Genomic DNA, 17256 nt, shown 5'->3' with positions numbered 1-17256 from the left:
CTACGAGGCCGAGGTGGACCCGGGTGGCACGGCCGACGTCCTGGTGCGTGCCGACGATCCGCGCCACCCGGCGTGGAACGGCTGAGGGAAAGTGCCGCTCCCCAGACACTTTTATGTGTATGTGCATATAGTTACGCTGAGTCCATGACGACTTCCGCCGACAACCCGGCCGCCTTCGACGGCTCCGTCCGTGCCCTCCTCGACGGCAAGAACTTCGCCAGCGTCGCCACCCTCGGCCCCGGCGGCGCTCCTCAGAACTCGGTGGTCTGGATCAAGCGCGAGGGCGACACCGTCCTCTTCTCCTCGACCGCCGGACGACAGAAGGTGCGCAACCTCCAACGGGACGCCCGCATCAGCCTCTCGGTCTTCGACCTCGCCAACCCCTACACCTCGGTCGAGATCCGCGGTACCGCCGAGATCCTCCCCGACGATGCCAAGCGCCTCCCCTACGAGCTCTCGCACAAGTACCTCGGCATCGACCCTCCGGCGGAGAAGGACGACGAGGTCCGCGTGATCATCCGTGTCGTCCCGCAGAAGATCGTCGGGTTCTCGGCCTGATCCCGGGGCGGGCCGACGTGGCGGGCAACCTCGGTAACCGCGGACTTCCGGGTGCGTATCCCTGGGGACACGACAAGAATGTAGGGCGCCGGGACTAGCGGTGTGTTCCGCGCCGCGCCGGCCGTCCGGCACCGGGAGGTACTTCATGACCACCGCCGGAGACATCATGCACCGTGGTGCCCAGTGGATTCCCGCCCACGAGACCCTGGACCGCGCGGCCCAGCTGATGCGCGAGCTCAACGTGGGCGCCCTGCCCATCAGTGACGAGAACGAACGACTCTGCGGCATCCTCACGGATCGCGACATAGTCGTCGGCTGTGTGGCCATGGGTCACGACCCGGCGCGCATCACCGCGGGTGAGATGGCTCAGGGCACACCGCGCTGGATCGACTCGGGCGCCGATGTCGGCGAGGTGCTCCAGGAGATGAAGGGGCACCAGATCCGCCGGCTTCCCGTGATCGAGAACAAGCGACTGGTCGGCATGATCAGCGAGGCCGACCTGGCTCAGCACCTGACGGACGAACAGCTCGCCGGCTGGGTCGAGAGTGTCTACTCGAGGAGCGGGACGGGCTGACCCGGCTCGTCCTTCCTGCCCACTCGATTCGATGGTTCCCCCAGTCCAGCCGTTCCCTGGTGTGCGCGCTCTCGTCCGGCCGGCCGTGCCGGGCGAGATGCGTGTCAGAGCCAGCCGTTGCGCCTGAATCCTCGGTACAGGACGAGGCAGGCGACGGATATCACGCCTATGACGAGGGGGTAGCCGAACCTCCAGTGCAGTTCCGGCATGTTGTCGAAGTTCATGCCGTACACCCCGCAGACCATGGTCGGGACGGCGATGACCGCCGCCCATGCCGTGATCTTCCGCATGTCCTCGTTCTGCGCCACCGTCACCTGTGCGAGGTGCGCTTGCAGGATCGAGTTGAGCAGCTCGTCGAAGGCGGCGATCTGCTCGGTGACCCGCAGCAGATGATCGGAGACGTCCCGGAAGTAGGCCTGTATCTCCGGGTCGACCACCCGTATCGGCCGGGTGGAGAGCTCCTGGACCGGGCGGGCGAGCGGGACCACGGCCCGCTTCAGTTCCAGGAGTTCACGCTTGAGCTGGTAGATGCGTCCGGCGTCCGTCCGCGCGCCGTTCTCCGCGAACACATCGGCCTCGACCTGGTCGATGTCCGCCTGGACGGAGTCCGTGACGTGCACGTAGTCGTCGACCACATGGTCCGCGATCGCGTGCAGTACCGCGGCCGGTCCCTTGGAGAGCTGCTGCGCGTCGGCCTCCAACTCCTCGCGCAGCGGGCCCAGGGAACCGTGCCGTCCGTGCCGCACGGTGATGACGAAGTCGGGACCGACGAAGACCATGATCTCGCCGGTGTCCACCACCTCGCTGGTCGCCGTCAGTTCCTTGTGCTCGACGTAGCAGACCGTCTTGAACACCGCGAACAGTGTCTCGCCGTATCGCTCCAGCTTCGGGCGCTGATGGGCCTCCACCGCGTCCTCGACGGCCAGTGGGTGCAGGTCGAAGAGCTCGGCGATGCCGGCGAACTCCCGGTCCGTCGGCTCGTGCAGCCCGAGCCAGACGAACCCCTCGTCGCTCTTGCGGATCCGCTCCACGGTGTCGACCAGATCGCGGCCGCCCGGGACGCGGGCGCCGTCCTGGTACGCCACGCAGTTCACCACCGCGGAGCCCAGCGGAGACCGGGCGGGGTGACTCAGGTCGACACGGGCGCGCCGCCGCGTCAGCTGCGCCACCTTGCGGAGGCCGCCGACCGCGCCGAAGGCCGTGACCTTCCGCAGATTCCCTGCCATGGACATCTGGATCTCCTTGCGTGGATCCCCTCGCGCCGCACTTTGCGCCTTGGCGCGCCAGTCTGCCAGGCCTGATCGAGTGCCGGAAAAGCCTGTGGGAACGGAATATTCCGTTCCGGCGTACGTGCTTGAGCACGCAGGCGGCGCCGGCCCGAGTGTGCGGACGGCGTCGGCCCGAGTTTGCGGATGGCGCTCGCCCGAGTGTGCGGGCCGGCCTCTCCCGATCGCGCGGGTGGCGACAACGGGAGCGTCGGCGATTACGGACAAGAAGGTCAACTGGGATGATCGCCCCATGACGCGATCCGACGGGTATCTCCTCGACAACCAGCAGGACGAGGCGGGACAGCGCTTTGACGCCTTCGCCACTCTCTTCGACCCCACGACGTTCCGGCACATCGAGCGCTTCGGCATCGGCCCCGGCTGGCGCTGCTGGGAGGTCGGCGCGGGCGGCGCGTCCGTGGTGTCCTGGCTCGCCAAGAAGGTCGGTCCGACCGGGCGGGTCGTCGCGACCGACATCGACACCTCCTGGGCGGCCTCCGCCGCCCGCCCGCCGGTCGAGGTCCGCGTCCACGACGTGGGCACCGAGGAACCGCCGGGAGAGGGCTTCGACCTGGTGCATGCCAGGCTCGTGCTGGTCCATGTGCCGGACCGGGAGCGGGCGTTGCAGTCGATGGTCAAGGCCCTGCGGCCCGGTGGCCGGCTCCTCGTCGAGGACGCCGACCCCGCGCTGCAGCCCCTGCTCTGCCCCGACGAGTACGGCCCCGAGCAACAGCTCGCGAATCGGCTGCGCAACGGCTTTCGCAGCCTGCTCGCCGAGCGCGGCGCCGACCTCGCGTACGGCCGCAAACTCCCGCGGCTGCTCCGCCAGGCGGGTTTGCGCGGCGTGGAGGCCGAGGCGTACTTCCCCGTCGCCTCGCCCGCCTGCGACGCCCTGGAGTCCGCGACAATCCGCCAGATCCGCGACCAGCTCGTCACCGCGGGCCTGGCCACCCACCAGGACATCGACCGCCACCTGGCCAACGTCGCCACCGGCTCCATGGACCTGGCGACGGCACCGATGATCTCGGCGTGGGGGCGCAAGGGGTAATCGGGGGAGGGGAGGCGGCCCGGGGCGCCATGAGTATGGCCGTCGACCCGGGTGTCGGCCCAGCGTTCGGTGGTGCCAGCCAGCCAGCCAGCCAGCCAGCCAGCCAGCCGACCGGCCAGCCAGCCAGCCAGCCGCCGCCAGTCGGCCCGCCGGCCGATCGCTTGCGGTCGGCGACGCGGCCGCCGCCTCGGCCTCGCCTACCCGCCTGCATGTCCGCCGGCTGGTCGGCGCCGCCGGGGTGCGGCGCCCGCGGCTTCGCCCGCGCGTATCGCCTTTGCGCCGGGCTGTCGTCGCCCCCGGGTGCCGCCGCACCGGGTCGGACTTCGCCCCCGGGTGCCGCCGCACCGGGTCGGTCTTTGCCCGCGCGAGTGTCGCCTCTCCGCGCCGGGCTGTCGTCGCCCCCGGGTGCCGCCGCACCCGGTCGGGCTTCGCCCGCCCGGCCGCCGCCTGCATCACGCACCGCGCCGCGGCGCCATCGGCCCACTTCCGTAGCGGCCCTACGAGCCGGCGTCGTCGGCTCACCCACGTGCCTCGTCCGGCCGACGTCAGGCGCCCACCGGTGGCCTCCCCCCGACCCGTTCCACCGCCATCGCCCCCGCCCCGCACCCTTCGGCCGCCGCCGCATCGGGCTCCGCGCCCGCCAGCAGGGCGGCGAGGAACGCTCCGGTGAAGGCATCGCCCGCGCCCGTGGTGTCGCGGGGTGTGGCGGGCACGGCCGGGACATGGGCCCGGACCGTTCCCGAGCGCGCCACCAGGGCCCCGGCACCGCCCTGCTTGACGACGACCAGGGGGACATGGCGGCTCAACTTGGCCGCCGCGTCCGCCGGATCGGGCAGCCCGGTCAGCAGGTACGCCTCGTCACGGCTGGGCAGCAGGATGTCGACGCCCTCGGCGAGTTCGAGGAAGCGGTCCACACCCAGCTCGGTGAGGAACCCTGTCGACGCAGGATCCAGGCTCACCGGCACGCCACGCGCGCGTGCCGACTCCAGCGCCACCGACACCAGCGCCCGGCTCGGCTCGGAGAAGAGCAAGTAGCCCGACAGATGCAACCGCGCGACACCGTCGAGCAGCGCGGGCGACCAGTCGCCGGGGTCGAGCCGCAGAGAGGCCCCGCTGTCCGTGAGGAACGTGCGCTCCGCGGAAGCGCCCGTGTCCACCAGGCAGATCACCGTCCCGGTCGGCGCCTCCGGATCAACGACGAGAAGGGGACGTACGCCGCAGGCCGCGAGCTCACGCTCGTGCCACCCGGCCGCTTCCGCTCCCACCCGGCCGAGCAGCCGTACGTCCGAGCAGCCCCGGTGCGCGGCCCAGCACGCGACGTTGGCGCCCGCGCCGCCCGGCAGCATGTGGATGGCGGCGGCCGTGTCGGTGCTCGTCGCGAGCGGTCCGCGGTGCCGGGCGACGATGTCCGTGACCACGTCCCCGACGACGAGCAGAGCGCCCGCAGGCACCCCCGCACTCCGCCCGGCACCCCCGTGGTCCGCCCCGCTCACGCCCCGGCCCAGGCCGCCGCGATCCGCCCCGCGAGCCGTACGTTGCCGCGCACCGCCGCCAGGTTGGCGCTGAGCGAGGCGCCGTCGGTGTGCCGCACCAGATAGTCGAGCAGGAACGGCGTCACGGCCTGCCCGGTCACGCCCTCCGCCTCGCACGCGTGCAGCGCGTCGGCGAGCACGCGCGCGTGGAGCCCGGGATCGAGCTGCTCCTCCTCGGGGACGGGGTTCGCGACGATGAGCGCCGATTCGGGAGCGTCCAGCGCGTCCTGCGCCCGCATGACATCCGCCACCTGCTCGGGGGAGTCCAGCCTCCAGTCCACCGGATACCCCGAGTCCGAGAGGTAGAAGCCGGGAAAGCGCTCTGTGCCGTACCCCGCCACCGCCACGCCCAGCGTCTCCAAGCGCTGCAGCGTCGCGGGCACGTCCAGGATCGACTTCACGCCGGCGCAGACCACGGTGATCCGGGTACGCGCCAGCAGACCCAGGTCGGCCGATTCGTCCTGCGTCACCGTCCACTCACGGTGCACCCCGCCGAGCCCGCCCGTCGCGAACACCCGTACGCCCGCACGGGCGGCCAGCAGCGCCGTCGCGGACACCGTCGTCGCCCCGCTCGCACCCGCCGCCACCGCGAGTGGCAGATCGCGGTGACCCAGCTTGCGGATCCCGTCCTCGTTCGCGACCCGTTCCAGTTGCTCCTTGTCCAGACCGACATGGGGCCGCCCGTCGAGCACGGCGATCGTCGCGGGGACGGCACCCTCCCGCCGTACGACATCCTCCAGCTCCAGCGCGACCTGCAGATTGCGCGGGCGGGGCAGCCCGTGCGCGATGATCGTCGACTCCAGGGCCACCACCGGCCGACGCGCGTCGAGCGCCTCCCGCACCTCTTCGGACACCACGATCACGCGTCTGCCTCCTGTCGGTCGTCTTTCCTCATCTCTGGCGAGCGGCGCGCCCGGTCAAACCCTTGCGACCTGCGGCGTACAACACCAGCCTGGGGGCATGACGGACAATTCGACACGTCTCGACCATGTCGTCCTGTGGGTGCGCGATCCGGTCGTCTCGGCCGACTTCTACGAGAAGGCGGTCGGCCTGGAGCCTCTGAGGGTCACCGAATTCGCCGCCGGAAAGGCGTCGTTCCCCTCGGTACGCCTCAATGAGGAGACCATTTTCGACCTCGCGCCCCTTCCTCTGGCCGAATACATGAACGTGGTCCCTGAAGGCGCCGAAAGTGCCGGGCACCCGGTCAACCATGTATGCCTATCGCTGGCGGGACGCGAATTCGAAGCGCTACGGGCACGTCTGGAGGAGCGGTCCGTCCCCCTCTCGGGCTTCTCGTACGACTCCTACGGCGCCCGTGGGATGGCCAAGCGCAGCTTCTACTTCCGTGACCCGGACGGAAACGTCTTCGAGGCACGGCACTACGAGTAGCCCTCGGAGGTGGAGGAGGGGTGCTCACCCGCGCGGGAGCACCCCTCCTTCGCGAGACAGGCGCGAGGTCAGACGGGCCGCACGCCCTCCAGCGCCCCATGCGGATCGAGTACGTACTTGCGGCTGGCACCCTGGTCGAATTCGGCGTAGCCGCGCGGTGCGTCCTCCAGACCGATCACGGTCGCGTTGACCGCCTTGGCGATGTGCACGCGCTCGTGCAGGATCGCCTTCATCAGCCCCCGGTGGTACCGCATCACCGGGCACTGGCCCGTGGTGAGGCGATGGCTCTTCGCCCACCCCAGGCCGAGCCGTACCTTCAGCGTTCCGGCCCGTGCGTCCTGGTCGATCCCGCCGGGGTCGTCCGTGACATACAGCCCTGGGATGCCCAGGGCACCGCCCGCGCGCGTGATGCCCATCAGCGAGTTGAGCACGGTCGCGGGTGCCTCCGCAGCGTTCGGGCCGTGGGCCCGGGCCTCGAAGCCGACCGCGTCGACGGCCGCGTCCACCTCGGGCTCACCGAGGATCTCCGCGATCTGGTCCTCCACGCCGCCACGTGAGACATCGACGGTCTCGCAGCCGAAACTCCTTGCCTGGGCGAGGCGTTCGGCGTTGAGATCCCCGACGATGACGACGGCGGCCCCAAGGAGCTGCGCCGATGCGGCCGCGGCCAGACCGACCGGGCCCGCCCCGGCGACGTAGACCGTCGAACCGACCCCGGCGCCCGCGGTGACCGCACCGTGGAAGCCGGTCGGGAAGATGTCCGACAGCATGGTCAGGTCCAGGAGCTTCTCGCGCGCCTGGTCGCGGTCGGGGAACTTCAACAAGTTGAAGTCGGCGTACGGGACCATGGCGTATTCGGCCTGACCCCCGACCCAGCCGCCCATGTCGACATAGCCATAGGCCGCCCCCGGACGGGCCGGGTTCACGCTCCGTGACTTCGGATGCCAGCGGCTGTGCGCAGGGCGGAGTCTGCTACCGGCCGCGCGTTCCGGCCACCCTCCGCGTGAGGTCTTTCCCGGATGCCCTTAAGGTGACCGCTCATGACCATGAACTCCCAGGCCACCCCGTCCTTCGCCGTGCACATCCCCGACGCCGAGCTCGAACCGGAGCCCCTGGACGCGGGGCAGATCGTTTCCGGCGACCCGGTCGTGACGGGCAAGGTGCTGTGGGAGTCGGCCGACGGCAAGCAGCTGCGCGGCGTCTGGCAGATCACGCCCGGCGTGGTGACCGACACGGAGGCGAATGAACTCTTCGTCGTCGTGAGCGGCCGCGCCACGATCGAGGTCGAAGGCGGCGACGTCATCGAGGTGGGCCCGGGCGACGCGGCGATCCTGCGCGAGGGCGACCGCACCACCTGGACCGTGCACGAGACGCTCCGCAAGGCGTACCACATCAGCCTCTGACGCGGTCACCGGCGCAGCAGCGAGGTGTACTTCACCGGCTCAGCGGTGAGACACCACCACCCGGCTCTCGGGGCCGCTGTCAGAACAGCGGCTCCGGAAGCACTCCCTCCAGCGCGAGCAGCTTCCGCTTCGTCTCCAGACCGCCTCCGAACCCGCCGATACCACCGTCGCTCTCGACCACCCGATGGCACGGCACGACGACCGGCAGCGGATTCGAGCCCATGGCCACGCCCACGGCCTGCGCCGCGCCCGGCTGGCCGACCCGCCCGGCCAGGTCGCCGTAGCCCACGACCGCGCCGTACGGGACGCCGGACGCCAGCTCGCGCAGCACCTGGCGGTTGAACCCGGAGATCAGCGACCAGTCCAGCGGCAGTTCGAAGTCACGCCGCTCGCCGGCGAAGTACGCCACGACCTGACGTATCGCCTCGGCCAGCAGAGGCGATCCGGGCGCCTCGACGGGCTCCGTGCCCAGACGGGAGGCGAGCCGGTCGAGCGCCTTGTCGCGCACTTCGTCCGTGGCGTGGAAGACCACGTTCACCAGGCCGTGGCGTGTCGCCGCCAGCATCAGTGGACCGATGTCCGTGCCTACGACGGTCCACACGACCGGCTGCTCGTACTGCCCAGGGCTGTCCATGCGCTCCACCGTACGACCCGCCACTGACAGCGCTCGTGGTGCGGACGCGGGCAGACGTCCGCACCACGAGCGGGAGAGCTGCGTGGCGCTACCCCCATGTCCTCCGGATGACGTCGGGCACGTTCGTGATGATGCCGTCCACACCGAATCCGGCCAGGCGCCTGGCGGTGCTCGCGTCATTCACGGTCCAGGCGAAGACCTTCATCGGACTGCCGTGCGGTCCCCGGACTCCGTGGACCGCGGAAATGTAGGCGGACGAGAGGGAGGTGTGATCCGCGTTGATCTGATCGGCGAATCGGGCGTACTGGGGGAGCTGTGCGATCGACGGCTTGCCCAGGAAGGCCGTCCTGATGCCCGGGCGCAGGTCGTGGACGGTTCGCACACTGTCCGCGCTGAAGCTCTGGACGAGCAGGCTGCTCCTCAGATGCGCCGGATCGAGCCAGCCCTCGTTGCTCAGGAGCTTGAGAGTCTCTCGCTCGATGCCGGGATAGAGAGCGGGATTCTTGATCTCCAGGACGAGCTTTTGGTGGTTGTGCGAGACACGGTTCATGTACTGCTTCAGTGTCGGCACGCGCGTGCCCGTGTACCGGGAGCTGAACCAGCTCCCGGCGTCCAGGCGAGCGATCTCCGCGGCGGTGAAGTCCTTGACCTTCCAGGGAGCCCTGTTCGGATAGACCCGCTCGACGTCGGTCGTACGCGCCAGCGTGGCGTCGTGCACGACGACGAGTTCACCGTCCCTGGTGCGCTGGACGTCGTTCTCGACCCAGTTGAATCCCATTGCCGCCGCCTTGTCGATGGCGGCCAGGGTGTTCTCGGGGGCATACGCGGAGGCGCCGCGATGGGAGACGATCACTGGGCCGGTGCTCTGGGACCCGGCCCGGGCGTGCGGGCTGGGGAGTATCACAACAGCGCCCCCTAGAAGCGCGGCGGTCGTGGCGGCAGCAACGCGCGCGTGCATTCCTTCTCCTAGCGTCGAGTGATCACTGACAGCACAAGAGTGACAGCAGAGAGTCAACGGAGAAGGGGTGCGAGATGGCCACAGATTGAATGGAGTTGTCCAAGTCCGCTCACTGGCAGCGCACAGGTGGGGCGAGGCCGTGATTCTTTGCCGGAAAATCGTTCGACCATTCCGGTGGGAGTCATACTCTCTGCCTCGACCCTGTCCGCTCTTGCGGCCCCGAGGGTGGGGGTATTTCAGGGAATTTCAGGAGCAACAGGGCGGGAAGGGCAGCCGCACATGCAGGGCACGGTCGACGGCTTCACTTACGGACTCGTCACACCGCTGGTGGCCTACCTCATGGCCTGCCTGGGTGGAGCGCTGGGTCTGCGCTGCACCACCAGATCGATGCTCGTCGCCCGGTCCTGGCGCCCAGGCTGGCTGGCGCTCGGCTCGGCCGCGATCGGCTCGGGGATATGGACCATGCACTTCATCGCGATGATGGGGTTCACGATCAAGGAGACCCCGATCCACTACGACAAGCTGACGACGTTCGCGAGCCTGGGCGTGGCCATCGTGATGGTCGGCGTCGGGATCTTCATCGTCGGCTACCGCGGCGCCCGCGGAACGGCACTCTTCACCGGCGGCACCATCACCGGTCTGGGAGTCGCCACGATGCACTACCTGGGCATGGCCGGCATGCGCCTCAACGGAAGACTCGAATACAACACCCTCACGGTTTCCGCTTCGGTCGTCATAGCGGTCGTGGCCGCCACAGCCGCCCTGTGGGCGGCGGGACAAGTGAGGGGATTCCTCTGGAGCGTGGGCGCCAGTCTCGTCATGGGGCTCGCCGTCAGCGGCATGCACTACACGGGCATGGCCGCCCTCAGCGTCCATCTCCACGGCACGTCCAGCACCCCTGGGGGCGACTCGCCCGCCGCCCTCCTCGGGCCCATGATGATCGGCCCCCTGGTCTTCCTGTGTCTGGCGGGCGTCGTCGTGATGTTCGACCCGCTGATGGTCATGGGAAGGCCCGACTGGACCCCCAAGGAGCACCGGCCCGGCATCCCGGCCCACCCCGACGTCCCGCACCCCGGCCGCCGTCCTGCGTCCCGCACCGAGCGGAACCAGCGGCACCGCAGCTCCCGCACCCCGCAGAGCTGGTGATCCGGCCCCGTTGTCAGTGCGGGGTCGTACGGTGGATTCCATGCGGCCCGTATCCAAGATCGAACGTTCGGTGGCGCCCTTCGAGGTCGTCAGCCCCTACCAGCCGAGTGGTGACCAGCCCACGGCCATCGCCGAGCTGGAAAAGCGCATCCGCGCGGGTGAGAAGGATGTCGTCCTGCTGGGTGCGACCGGCACCGGCAAGTCCGCCACCACCGCGTGGATGATCGAGAAGCTCCAGCGCCCCACCCTGGTGATGGCCCCGAACAAGACCCTGGCCGCCCAGCTGGCCAATGAGTTCCGCGAGCTGCTGCCGAACAACGCGGTCGAGTACTTCGTCTCGTACTACGACTACTACCAGCCCGAGGCGTACGTCCCGCAGTCGGACACCTACATCGAGAAGGACTCCTCGATCAACGAGGAGGTCGAGCGACTGCGCCACTCCGCGACCAACTCGCTGCTGACCCGCCGTGACGTCGTGGTGGTCGCCTCGGTCTCCTGCATCTACGGCCTCGGTACGCCGCAGGAGTACGTGGACCGGATGGTCTCGCTCAAGGTCGGCGACGAGATCGACCGTGACGACCTGCTGCGCCGCTTCGTCGACATCCAGTACACGCGCAACGACGTGGCGTTCGCCCGAGGCACCTTCCGGGTCCGCGGCGACACCATCGAGATCTTCCCGGTCTACGAAGAGCTGGCCGTGCGCATCGAGATGTTCGGCGACGAGATCGAGGCTCTTTCCACGCTGCACCCGCTCACCGGCGAGGTCATCAGCGACGACGATCAGGTCTATGTGTTCCCGGCCTCCCACTACGTGGCGGGCCCCGAGCGCATGGAGCGCGCCGTCAACGACATCGAGAAGGAACTCGGGGAGCGCCTCGCCGAGCTGGAGAAGCAGGGCAAGCTCCTGGAGGCCCAGCGTCTGCGCATGCGGACGACGTACGACATCGAGATGCTCCGCCAGATCGGCTCCTGCTCCGGAGTCGAGAACTACTCGATGCACTTCGACGGCCGCGAACCCGGCTCCCCGCCGAACACACTGATCGACTACTTCCCGGACGACTTCCTGCTCGTCATCGACGAGTCGCACGTCACCGTGCCCCAGATCGGCGCGATGTACGAGGGCGACGCGTCCCGCAAGCGCACCCTTGTGGACCACGGCTTCCGACTGCCGTCCGCGCTGGACAACCGCCCCCTGAAGTGGGAGGAGTTCCAGGAGCGCATCGGGCAGACGGTCTACCTCTCGGCGACCCCGGGGCAGTACGAGCTCTCCCGCTCCGACGGTCAGGTCGAGCAGATCATCCGCCCCACCGGTCTGATCGACCCCGAGGTCGTCGTCAAGCCCACCGAGGGCCAGATCGACGACCTGGTGCACGAGATCCGCAAGCGCACCGAGAAGGACGAGCGCGTCCTTGTCACCACGCTCACCAAGAAGATGGCCGAGGACCTCACCGACTACTTCCTGGAGCTCGGCATCCAGGTGCGCTATCTCCACAGCGACGTCGACACCCTGCGCCGCGTCGAGCTGCTGCGCGAGCTGCGGGCCGGCGAGTACGACGTCCTGGTCGGCATCAACCTCCTGAGGGAGGGCCTCGACCTGCCCGAGGTCTCCCTGGTGGCGATCCTCGACGCCGACAAGGAGGGCTTCCTGCGCTCGGGCACGTCACTGATCCAGACCATCGGCCGTGCGGCGCGCAACGTCTCCGGCCAGGTCCACATGTACGCCGACAAGATCACCGCGGCGATGGAGAAGGCCATCGAGGAGACCAACCGCCGCCGGGAGAAGCAGGTCGCGTACAACAAGGAGAAGGGCATCGACCCGCAGCCCCTCCGCAAGAAGATCAACGACATCGTGGCGCAGATCGCCCGCGAGGACGTCGACACCGAGCAGCTGCTCGGCTCGGGTTACCGCAAGACGAAGGACGGCAAGGGCGCCAAGGCCCCCGTGCCCTCGCTCGCCGGCAAGGCGGCCAAGTCCGCCAAGGGCAAGGGCAAGGGCAAGGGCAAGGAGACGGTGCCGACCGACCGCCCGGCAGCCGAACTCGCCGAGCAGATCGAGGAGATGACGGAGCGGATGCGCGCCGCCGCGGCCGATCTCCAGTTCGAGATCGCGGCCCGACTGCGCGACGAGGTGTCCGAGATGAAGAAGGAGCTGCGCCAGATGAAGGAAGCGGGCCTGGCCTGACGCCCGCGCGGGCCGTGCCGGACCTCGGCATATGCGCGCTGTGTTGCAAGACCGACACAAAGAGCGCCCCAGGGTTCGGCACTGTCAGTGCCGCTGCGTAGGGTTCTGGTCATCCGCGGACTCCGCGGCAACAGGGGACAGTTCGAGAGGGGAACAGCGCGTGACGGTCAACATGACCAAGGGTCAGGCCATCAGTCTGCAGAAGAACGACGGGGGCACCCTGACCGCGGTGCGCATGGGGCTCGGCTGGCAGGCGGCCCCCCGGCGCGGGCTGTTCGGCTCGCGCACCCGGGAGATCGACCTCGACGCCTCCGCCGTCCTGTTCGCGGACAAGCAGCCCGTCGACGTGGTGTTCTTCCGCCACCTCGTCAGCGACGACGGCTCCGTACGGCACACGGGTGACAACCTGGTCGGCGGCGTGGGCCAGGGCGGCGACGACGAGGCGATCCTCGTCGACCTGCAGCGCATCCCGGTCCACATCGACCAGATCGTCTTCACCGTGAACTCCTTCACGGGCCAGACGTTCCAGGAAGTGCAGAACGCGTTCTGCCGTCTGGTCGACGAGACCAACGGCCAGGAGCTCGCCCGCTACACGCTCGCGGGCGGCGGACAGTACACGGCCCAGATCATGGCGAAGGTGCACCGCGCGGGCGCGGGCTGGCAGATGACGGCCCTCGGCACGCCGGCCAACGGCCGTACGTTCCAGGACCTGATGCCCGCGATCCTGCCGCATCTGTAGGCAGCCGGCGCAGCACAAGAAGCGACATAGGGGGACAAGGCAATGACGGCCGAGCTGGTCCGGGGGCAGAACCATTCGCTCTCCCAGGTCCGTCTTGAGGTCCGTGTTTCGGCCGGCAAGCCGATCGTGGCCGGGGCCACGCTCAGCGACGAGCAGGGCAAGGTCCGCGGTGTGGAGTGGGTGGCCCACCCGGGCGCGCCCACACTGCCCGGACTCGAGGTCTCCAAGCAGGCGGCGGCCGACCACCGCCTTGCGTTCGACCTGGACGCCCTGCCGGAGACCGTGCACCGGGTCAGTGTGCTGCTCGCACTGCCGTCCGGGGTCGGCGGCCCGGTCCGGTTCGGCGCCGTCGCCGCCCCCTTCGTCGCGGTCACCGGCCTCGACGGCTCCGAGGTCGCCAGCTACACCATCACCGGCCTGGACGCCGAGTCGGCCGTCGTCGCCCTGGAGCTCTACCGCAGGCAAGGCGCCTGGAAGGTCCGGGCGGTCGGCCAGGGATACGCCGGCGGCCTCGCCGAACTCCTCACCGACCAGGGCCTGCCCGAGGCCCAGCAGCTCGCGGGCAGTATCAACGAAGCGGTGGTCCAGGGCCTGGCCCGCTCGGTGGCGGCACCCCCGCCGCGTACACCCGACGGTGACCGCTCACGGCAGGCGGCCACCTCTGCGCCGGGACCGGACCAGCCGTACACCGGGCCCCAGGGCTCCGCGGGACACGTAGCGCCGGCCCCGCTGTCTTCGTCCCCGTACGATGCAGCGGGTCCGCAAGGCACCACGGCGCCGCAGGGAAGTCCCGCTCCGGACCCCTCCGCGGTCACCCAGCCCGCCGCGCCCACGGCAGGCGACCCGATCAACTACAGCCACCCCGGCCGGCAGACCGCGGCCCCGCCCCCGCCCCCGCCGACCGCGCCACCGGCCCCGCCCGGGCAGCCCGCACAGCCCGTCGCGGGCGATGCGACCGGCTGGTCCATGGAGGAGCGGCTCTACAACCAGGTGTGGGGCATGTTCGAGGACCTGGCCCGCACCGCTGCCGCGTATCGCAGCGCCGTCGACTTCGCCGACTCGCGTATGGAGCAGGAGCTCGACAAGGTCCTGTCCGACCCGCGCAGCAGGATCGGCGGGCAGGGCGACGCCGCGCGCGAGGCGGCCCAGGCCAAGCACGCCCAGCTCGTCGACCAGGCCAGGGCGGCACTCGACCGTGACCTCGCACAGCTCACCGCCGAGGCCGACGTCGTCGAGCCCGCGTTGCCCGCGGCGTACGCGCGCTGGGACAACCCGGTCTGGCACGGCTACCGGGTACCGATGGAGATCCCCATGGCACTGCGCCTCGGCGACCTCCATCTGCCCGAGAGCGAGGGTCTGAGCATTCCTATGCTTGTCCGGCTTCCGCTGGAGCGGGGCCTGTGGATAGACAGCGGCCGCGCCGGCCTGGACGGCTCGCTCGTCGACTCCGACGAAGTGCGCCGCCTCGCCATGGACACGGCGGTGGCGCATGCCGCGCGGCTGCTCGCCGTGTACCCCGCCGGTGAGTTCACGGTGCACGTCATCGACCCGGCCGGTTCGGGTGCCTCGTCCCTCATGCCGCTGGTGCAGTCCGGGGTGCTCGACGGCCCGCCCGCCGCCGGCGCGGCGGGCGTGGCCGACGTCCTGGCACGGCTCACCCAGCGCGTCGACCTGGTGCAGATGGCGATGCGCGGCGGAGCGGCCGACTCGCTGCCGCCGGGCTTCGATACCGCCGAGCAACTGCTGATCGTCAACGACTTCCCGCACGGCTTCGACGACCGCGCCGTGACCCAGCTGCGCTATCTCGCGGATGAGGGCCCGGCCGTCGGCGTCCATCTCATGATGGTGGCCGACCGGGAGGACGCCGCCGCCTACGGGCCGCTGCTCGACCCGCTCTGGCGCTCGCTGCTGCGCCTCACCCCCGTGCCTGACGACCACCTCGCCGATCCATGGGTCGGGCACGCCTGGACCTACGAGCCCGCGCTCGTGCCGGCGGGCAGCCAGGTGCTCCAGCAGGTGCTCGCACAGGTGGCGGCGGCACGCCGCCCCTGGAACCGCTGACATGTCATCGGTCACCCCGGGGTTCGCACCAAGCGTCAGTAAAGCCTCCTGACCAGGGGATTTGGTTCTTCTTTTACTAATCCCTTTACCCTTCCTTGGTGATTCGGGTACTGTTCTCCGTACGGAGGGGAGTACTCCCTACCTACTGCGGCGTACCCGTCAATACGGATCTGGCCAGATCCCGGGGCGTCGGCCCGTGATCGTCACGGGTGGAAGAGACCTCCGGCAGCGACGACGCTGACATCTGCCGTTACGTACTGCCGGAGGCGCAGTGGATGTTTCCCTGACCCTGTGGGTCCTGACGATCGTGGGCCTTGCCGCCCTTATCGCCGTCGACTTCTTCATCGGCCGCAAGCCGCACGACGTATCCGTCAAGGAAGCCGGGATCTGGACCATAGTCTGGATCGTCCTGGCCGCACTGTTCGGACTCGGACTGCTCGTCTTCTCCGGCGGTGATCCCGCCGGAGAGTTCTTCGCCGGCTTCATCACCGAGAAGTCGCTGAGCGTCGACAACCTCTTCGTCTTCGTCCTGATCATGGCGAAGTTCGCCGTGCCCTCGCAGTACCAGCAGCGAGTGCTCCTGGTCGGTGTGCTGATAGCCCTCGTCCTGCGCGCGATGTTCATCGCCGCGGGTGCCGCGATCATCACGAGCTTCGCGTGGGTCTTCTACATCTTCGGCGCCTTCCTCATATACACCGCCTGGAAGCTGATCCAGGAAGCGCGGGCCGAGGAGGAGGACGAGGAGTTCGAGGAGAATCGGCTGCTCAAGGCCGCCGAGCGGCGATTCGGCGTGGCCGACCGGTACCACGGCACCAAGCTGTGGATCCAGCAGAACGGCAAGCGCGTCATGACGCCGATGCTGGTCGTGATGCTGGCGATCGGCACCACCGACGTGCTCTTCGCGCTCGACTCGATCCCCGCGATCTTCGGTCTGACCCAGGACCCGTACATCGTCTTCACGGCCAACGCGTTCGCGCTGATGGGTCTGCGGCAGCTGTACTTCCTCATTGGGGGCCTGCTCAAGAAGCTGGTCCATCTCAGCTACGGCCTGTCGGTCATCCTCGGCTTCATCGGCATCAAGCTCGTGCTGCACGCGCTCCACGAGTCGGGGGTCCATGTCCCCGAGATCTCCATCCCGGTCTCGCTCGGCGTGATCTGCGCGGTCCTGGTGGTCACCACGATCACCAGCCTGATCGCCTCCAAGAGGCAGGCGGCGCTCGACGAGGCCAAGAGCGCTCCGAAGGACAGCATCGACGCCTGACCACGTCGGACGTAGGAACAACCATCCCCGGGAGCGGTGCGCGGCGAATTGCCGACCACCGCTCCCGGTGCTTGCTTGGGTGCTGTGTGTTCCCCTGCTCGGGGGGGCGCCCAGGCCGGGTGGAGGTATCCATGAAGTTCGTGCAGATCGTCGACTTCGAGACCGAGCGCATCGATGAGATGCAGAAGCTGGTCGAGGAGGCCGACAAGCGTATGGCCGACCGCAGCGGCGGCCCCACGCACCGCCTCGTCCTCCAGGACCGCAACAAGCCCAACCGCTATCTCGTAGCGATCGAGTTCGATTCGTACGAGGACGCCATGCGCAACAGCAACGACCCCGAGACGACCAAGATGGCGGAGCACATGGCCGCGCTGTGTACCCGGCCACCGTCCTTCACCGACTGCGACGTACGCGAGATGACCGAACTGAAGTAGCGAACCGGTTCCCGAACGGGTTCCTTCGGAGCTGTCTCGGAGCGGGCCCCGTGCCACCGGAGTGCGGGGCCC

At 69.3% G+C, this 17256-nt stretch carries 17 protein-coding genes and 1 pseudogene; 12 read left to right on the top strand and 6 right to left on the bottom strand.

Annotated elements, in window-relative coordinates; genetic code table 11:
* From IEY95_RS49145 to IEY95_RS20975, 3 genes and pseudogenes are all read left to right on the top strand, one after another.
* Positions 1 to 85 (top strand): annotated as a pseudogene (locus tag IEY95_RS49145) (uridine kinase); the annotation flags it as partial.
* 59 nt (positions 86 to 144) lie between these two features.
* A complete protein-coding gene (locus IEY95_RS20980; protein ID WP_189187608.1) occupies positions 145 to 558 on the top strand; it encodes a PPOX class F420-dependent oxidoreductase in 414 nt (137 codons plus the stop codon).
* Positions 559 to 703: 145 nt separating this feature from the next.
* Entirely contained in the window at positions 704 to 1132 is a 429-nt protein-coding gene (locus tag IEY95_RS20975) for a CBS domain-containing protein (RefSeq protein WP_189187607.1), read from the top strand.
* A 104-nt stretch (positions 1133 to 1236) separates the two neighbouring features.
* Here IEY95_RS20975 and corA read toward each other — a convergent pair whose 3' ends face one another.
* Positions 1237 to 2364, bottom strand: coding sequence for a magnesium/cobalt transporter CorA (corA, locus tag IEY95_RS20970; RefSeq protein WP_189187606.1), 1128 nt, complete (start codon positions 2362 to 2364; stop codon positions 1237 to 1239).
* Positions 2365 to 2650: 286 nt separating this feature from the next.
* Here corA and IEY95_RS20965 point away from each other — a divergent pair, with 286 nt between their 5' ends.
* Positions 2651 to 3445, top strand: coding sequence for a methyltransferase domain-containing protein (locus IEY95_RS20965; protein ID WP_189187605.1), 795 nt, complete (start codon positions 2651 to 2653; stop codon positions 3443 to 3445).
* A 545-nt stretch (positions 3446 to 3990) separates the two neighbouring features.
* On the opposite strand, the gene IEY95_RS20960 is transcribed toward IEY95_RS20965, so the two are convergent.
* Both IEY95_RS20960 and IEY95_RS20955 read right to left on the bottom strand, forming a co-directional pair.
* Positions 3991 to 4896, bottom strand: coding sequence for a carbohydrate kinase family protein (locus IEY95_RS20960; RefSeq protein WP_373294500.1), 906 nt, complete (start codon positions 4894 to 4896; stop codon positions 3991 to 3993).
* 38 nt (positions 4897 to 4934) lie between these two features.
* Positions 4935 to 5840 carry a pseudouridine-5'-phosphate glycosidase gene (locus tag IEY95_RS20955; protein WP_189187603.1) on the bottom strand — a complete coding sequence of 302 codons (906 nt, stop codon included), beginning with the start codon at positions 5838 to 5840 and terminating at the stop codon, positions 4935 to 4937.
* 97 nt (positions 5841 to 5937) lie between these two features.
* On the opposite strand from IEY95_RS20955, the gene IEY95_RS20950 reads away from it, so the two are divergent.
* The gene (locus tag IEY95_RS20950) at positions 5938 to 6366 is read left to right on the top strand and encodes a VOC family protein (protein ID WP_189187602.1); all 429 of its coding nucleotides are present in this window, start codon (positions 5938 to 5940) and stop codon (positions 6364 to 6366) included.
* A 68-nt stretch (positions 6367 to 6434) separates the two neighbouring features.
* Here the strand turns inward: IEY95_RS20950 and IEY95_RS20945 are convergent, their stop codons facing one another.
* Complete coding sequence (locus IEY95_RS20945) at positions 6435 to 7292, bottom strand: zinc-binding dehydrogenase (protein ID WP_229703187.1); 858 nt, start codon at positions 7290 to 7292, stop codon at positions 6435 to 6437.
* Positions 7293 to 7406: 114 nt separating this feature from the next.
* Here IEY95_RS20945 and IEY95_RS20940 point away from each other — a divergent pair, with 114 nt between their 5' ends.
* A complete protein-coding gene (locus tag IEY95_RS20940) occupies positions 7407 to 7769 on the top strand; it encodes a cupin domain-containing protein (protein ID WP_189187601.1) in 363 nt (120 codons plus the stop codon).
* A gap of 79 nt (positions 7770 to 7848) precedes the next feature.
* Here the strand turns inward: IEY95_RS20940 and IEY95_RS20935 are convergent, their stop codons facing one another.
* Both IEY95_RS20935 and IEY95_RS20930 read right to left on the bottom strand, forming a co-directional pair.
* Positions 7849 to 8403: a methylated-DNA--[protein]-cysteine S-methyltransferase gene (locus IEY95_RS20935; protein WP_189187600.1), complete on the bottom strand. Its 555-nt coding sequence runs from the start codon at positions 8401 to 8403 to the stop codon at positions 7849 to 7851.
* Positions 8404 to 8491: 88 nt separating this feature from the next.
* Entirely contained in the window at positions 8492 to 9361 is an 870-nt protein-coding gene (locus IEY95_RS20930) for a glycerophosphodiester phosphodiesterase (protein ID WP_189187599.1), read from the bottom strand.
* Between the two features lie 279 nt (positions 9362 to 9640).
* Here IEY95_RS20930 and IEY95_RS20925 point away from each other — a divergent pair, with 279 nt between their 5' ends.
* The 6 genes from IEY95_RS20925 to IEY95_RS20900 all read left to right on the top strand — a co-directional run bounded on the left by IEY95_RS20925 (position 9641) and on the right by IEY95_RS20900 (position 17184).
* Positions 9641 to 10507: an MHYT domain-containing protein gene (locus IEY95_RS20925; RefSeq protein WP_189187598.1), complete on the top strand. Its 867-nt coding sequence runs from the start codon at positions 9641 to 9643 to the stop codon at positions 10505 to 10507.
* Between the two features lie 40 nt (positions 10508 to 10547).
* Positions 10548 to 12689: an excinuclease ABC subunit UvrB gene (uvrB, locus tag IEY95_RS20920; RefSeq protein WP_189187597.1), complete on the top strand. Its 2142-nt coding sequence runs from the start codon at positions 10548 to 10550 to the stop codon at positions 12687 to 12689.
* Between the two features lie 160 nt (positions 12690 to 12849).
* On the top strand, positions 12850 to 13428 hold the full coding sequence (locus IEY95_RS20915) for a TerD family protein (protein ID WP_189187596.1): 579 nt from the start codon (positions 12850 to 12852) through the stop codon (positions 13426 to 13428).
* Positions 13429 to 13470: 42 nt separating this feature from the next.
* Positions 13471 to 15489, top strand: a complete 2019-nt coding sequence (locus tag IEY95_RS20910; RefSeq protein WP_189187595.1) for a TerD family protein — start codon at positions 13471 to 13473, stop codon at positions 15487 to 15489.
* Between the two features lie 271 nt (positions 15490 to 15760).
* On the top strand, positions 15761 to 16750 hold the full coding sequence (locus tag IEY95_RS20905; RefSeq protein ID WP_189187594.1) for a TerC family protein: 990 nt from the start codon (positions 15761 to 15763) through the stop codon (positions 16748 to 16750).
* Positions 16751 to 16881: 131 nt separating this feature from the next.
* Positions 16882 to 17184 carry a hypothetical protein gene (locus IEY95_RS20900; protein ID WP_189187593.1) on the top strand — a complete coding sequence of 101 codons (303 nt, stop codon included), beginning with the start codon at positions 16882 to 16884 and terminating at the stop codon, positions 17182 to 17184.
* Positions 17185 to 17256: the final 72 nt, after the last annotated feature.

The sequence above is a fragment of the Streptomyces albiflavescens genome (genome assembly GCF_014645835.1).
Classification (GTDB): domain Bacteria; phylum Actinomycetota; class Actinomycetes; order Streptomycetales; family Streptomycetaceae; genus Streptomyces; species Streptomyces albiflavescens.
The sequence above is the reverse complement of the archived record's forward strand: the minus strand, read 5'-3'. Positions and strand labels throughout refer to the sequence as shown.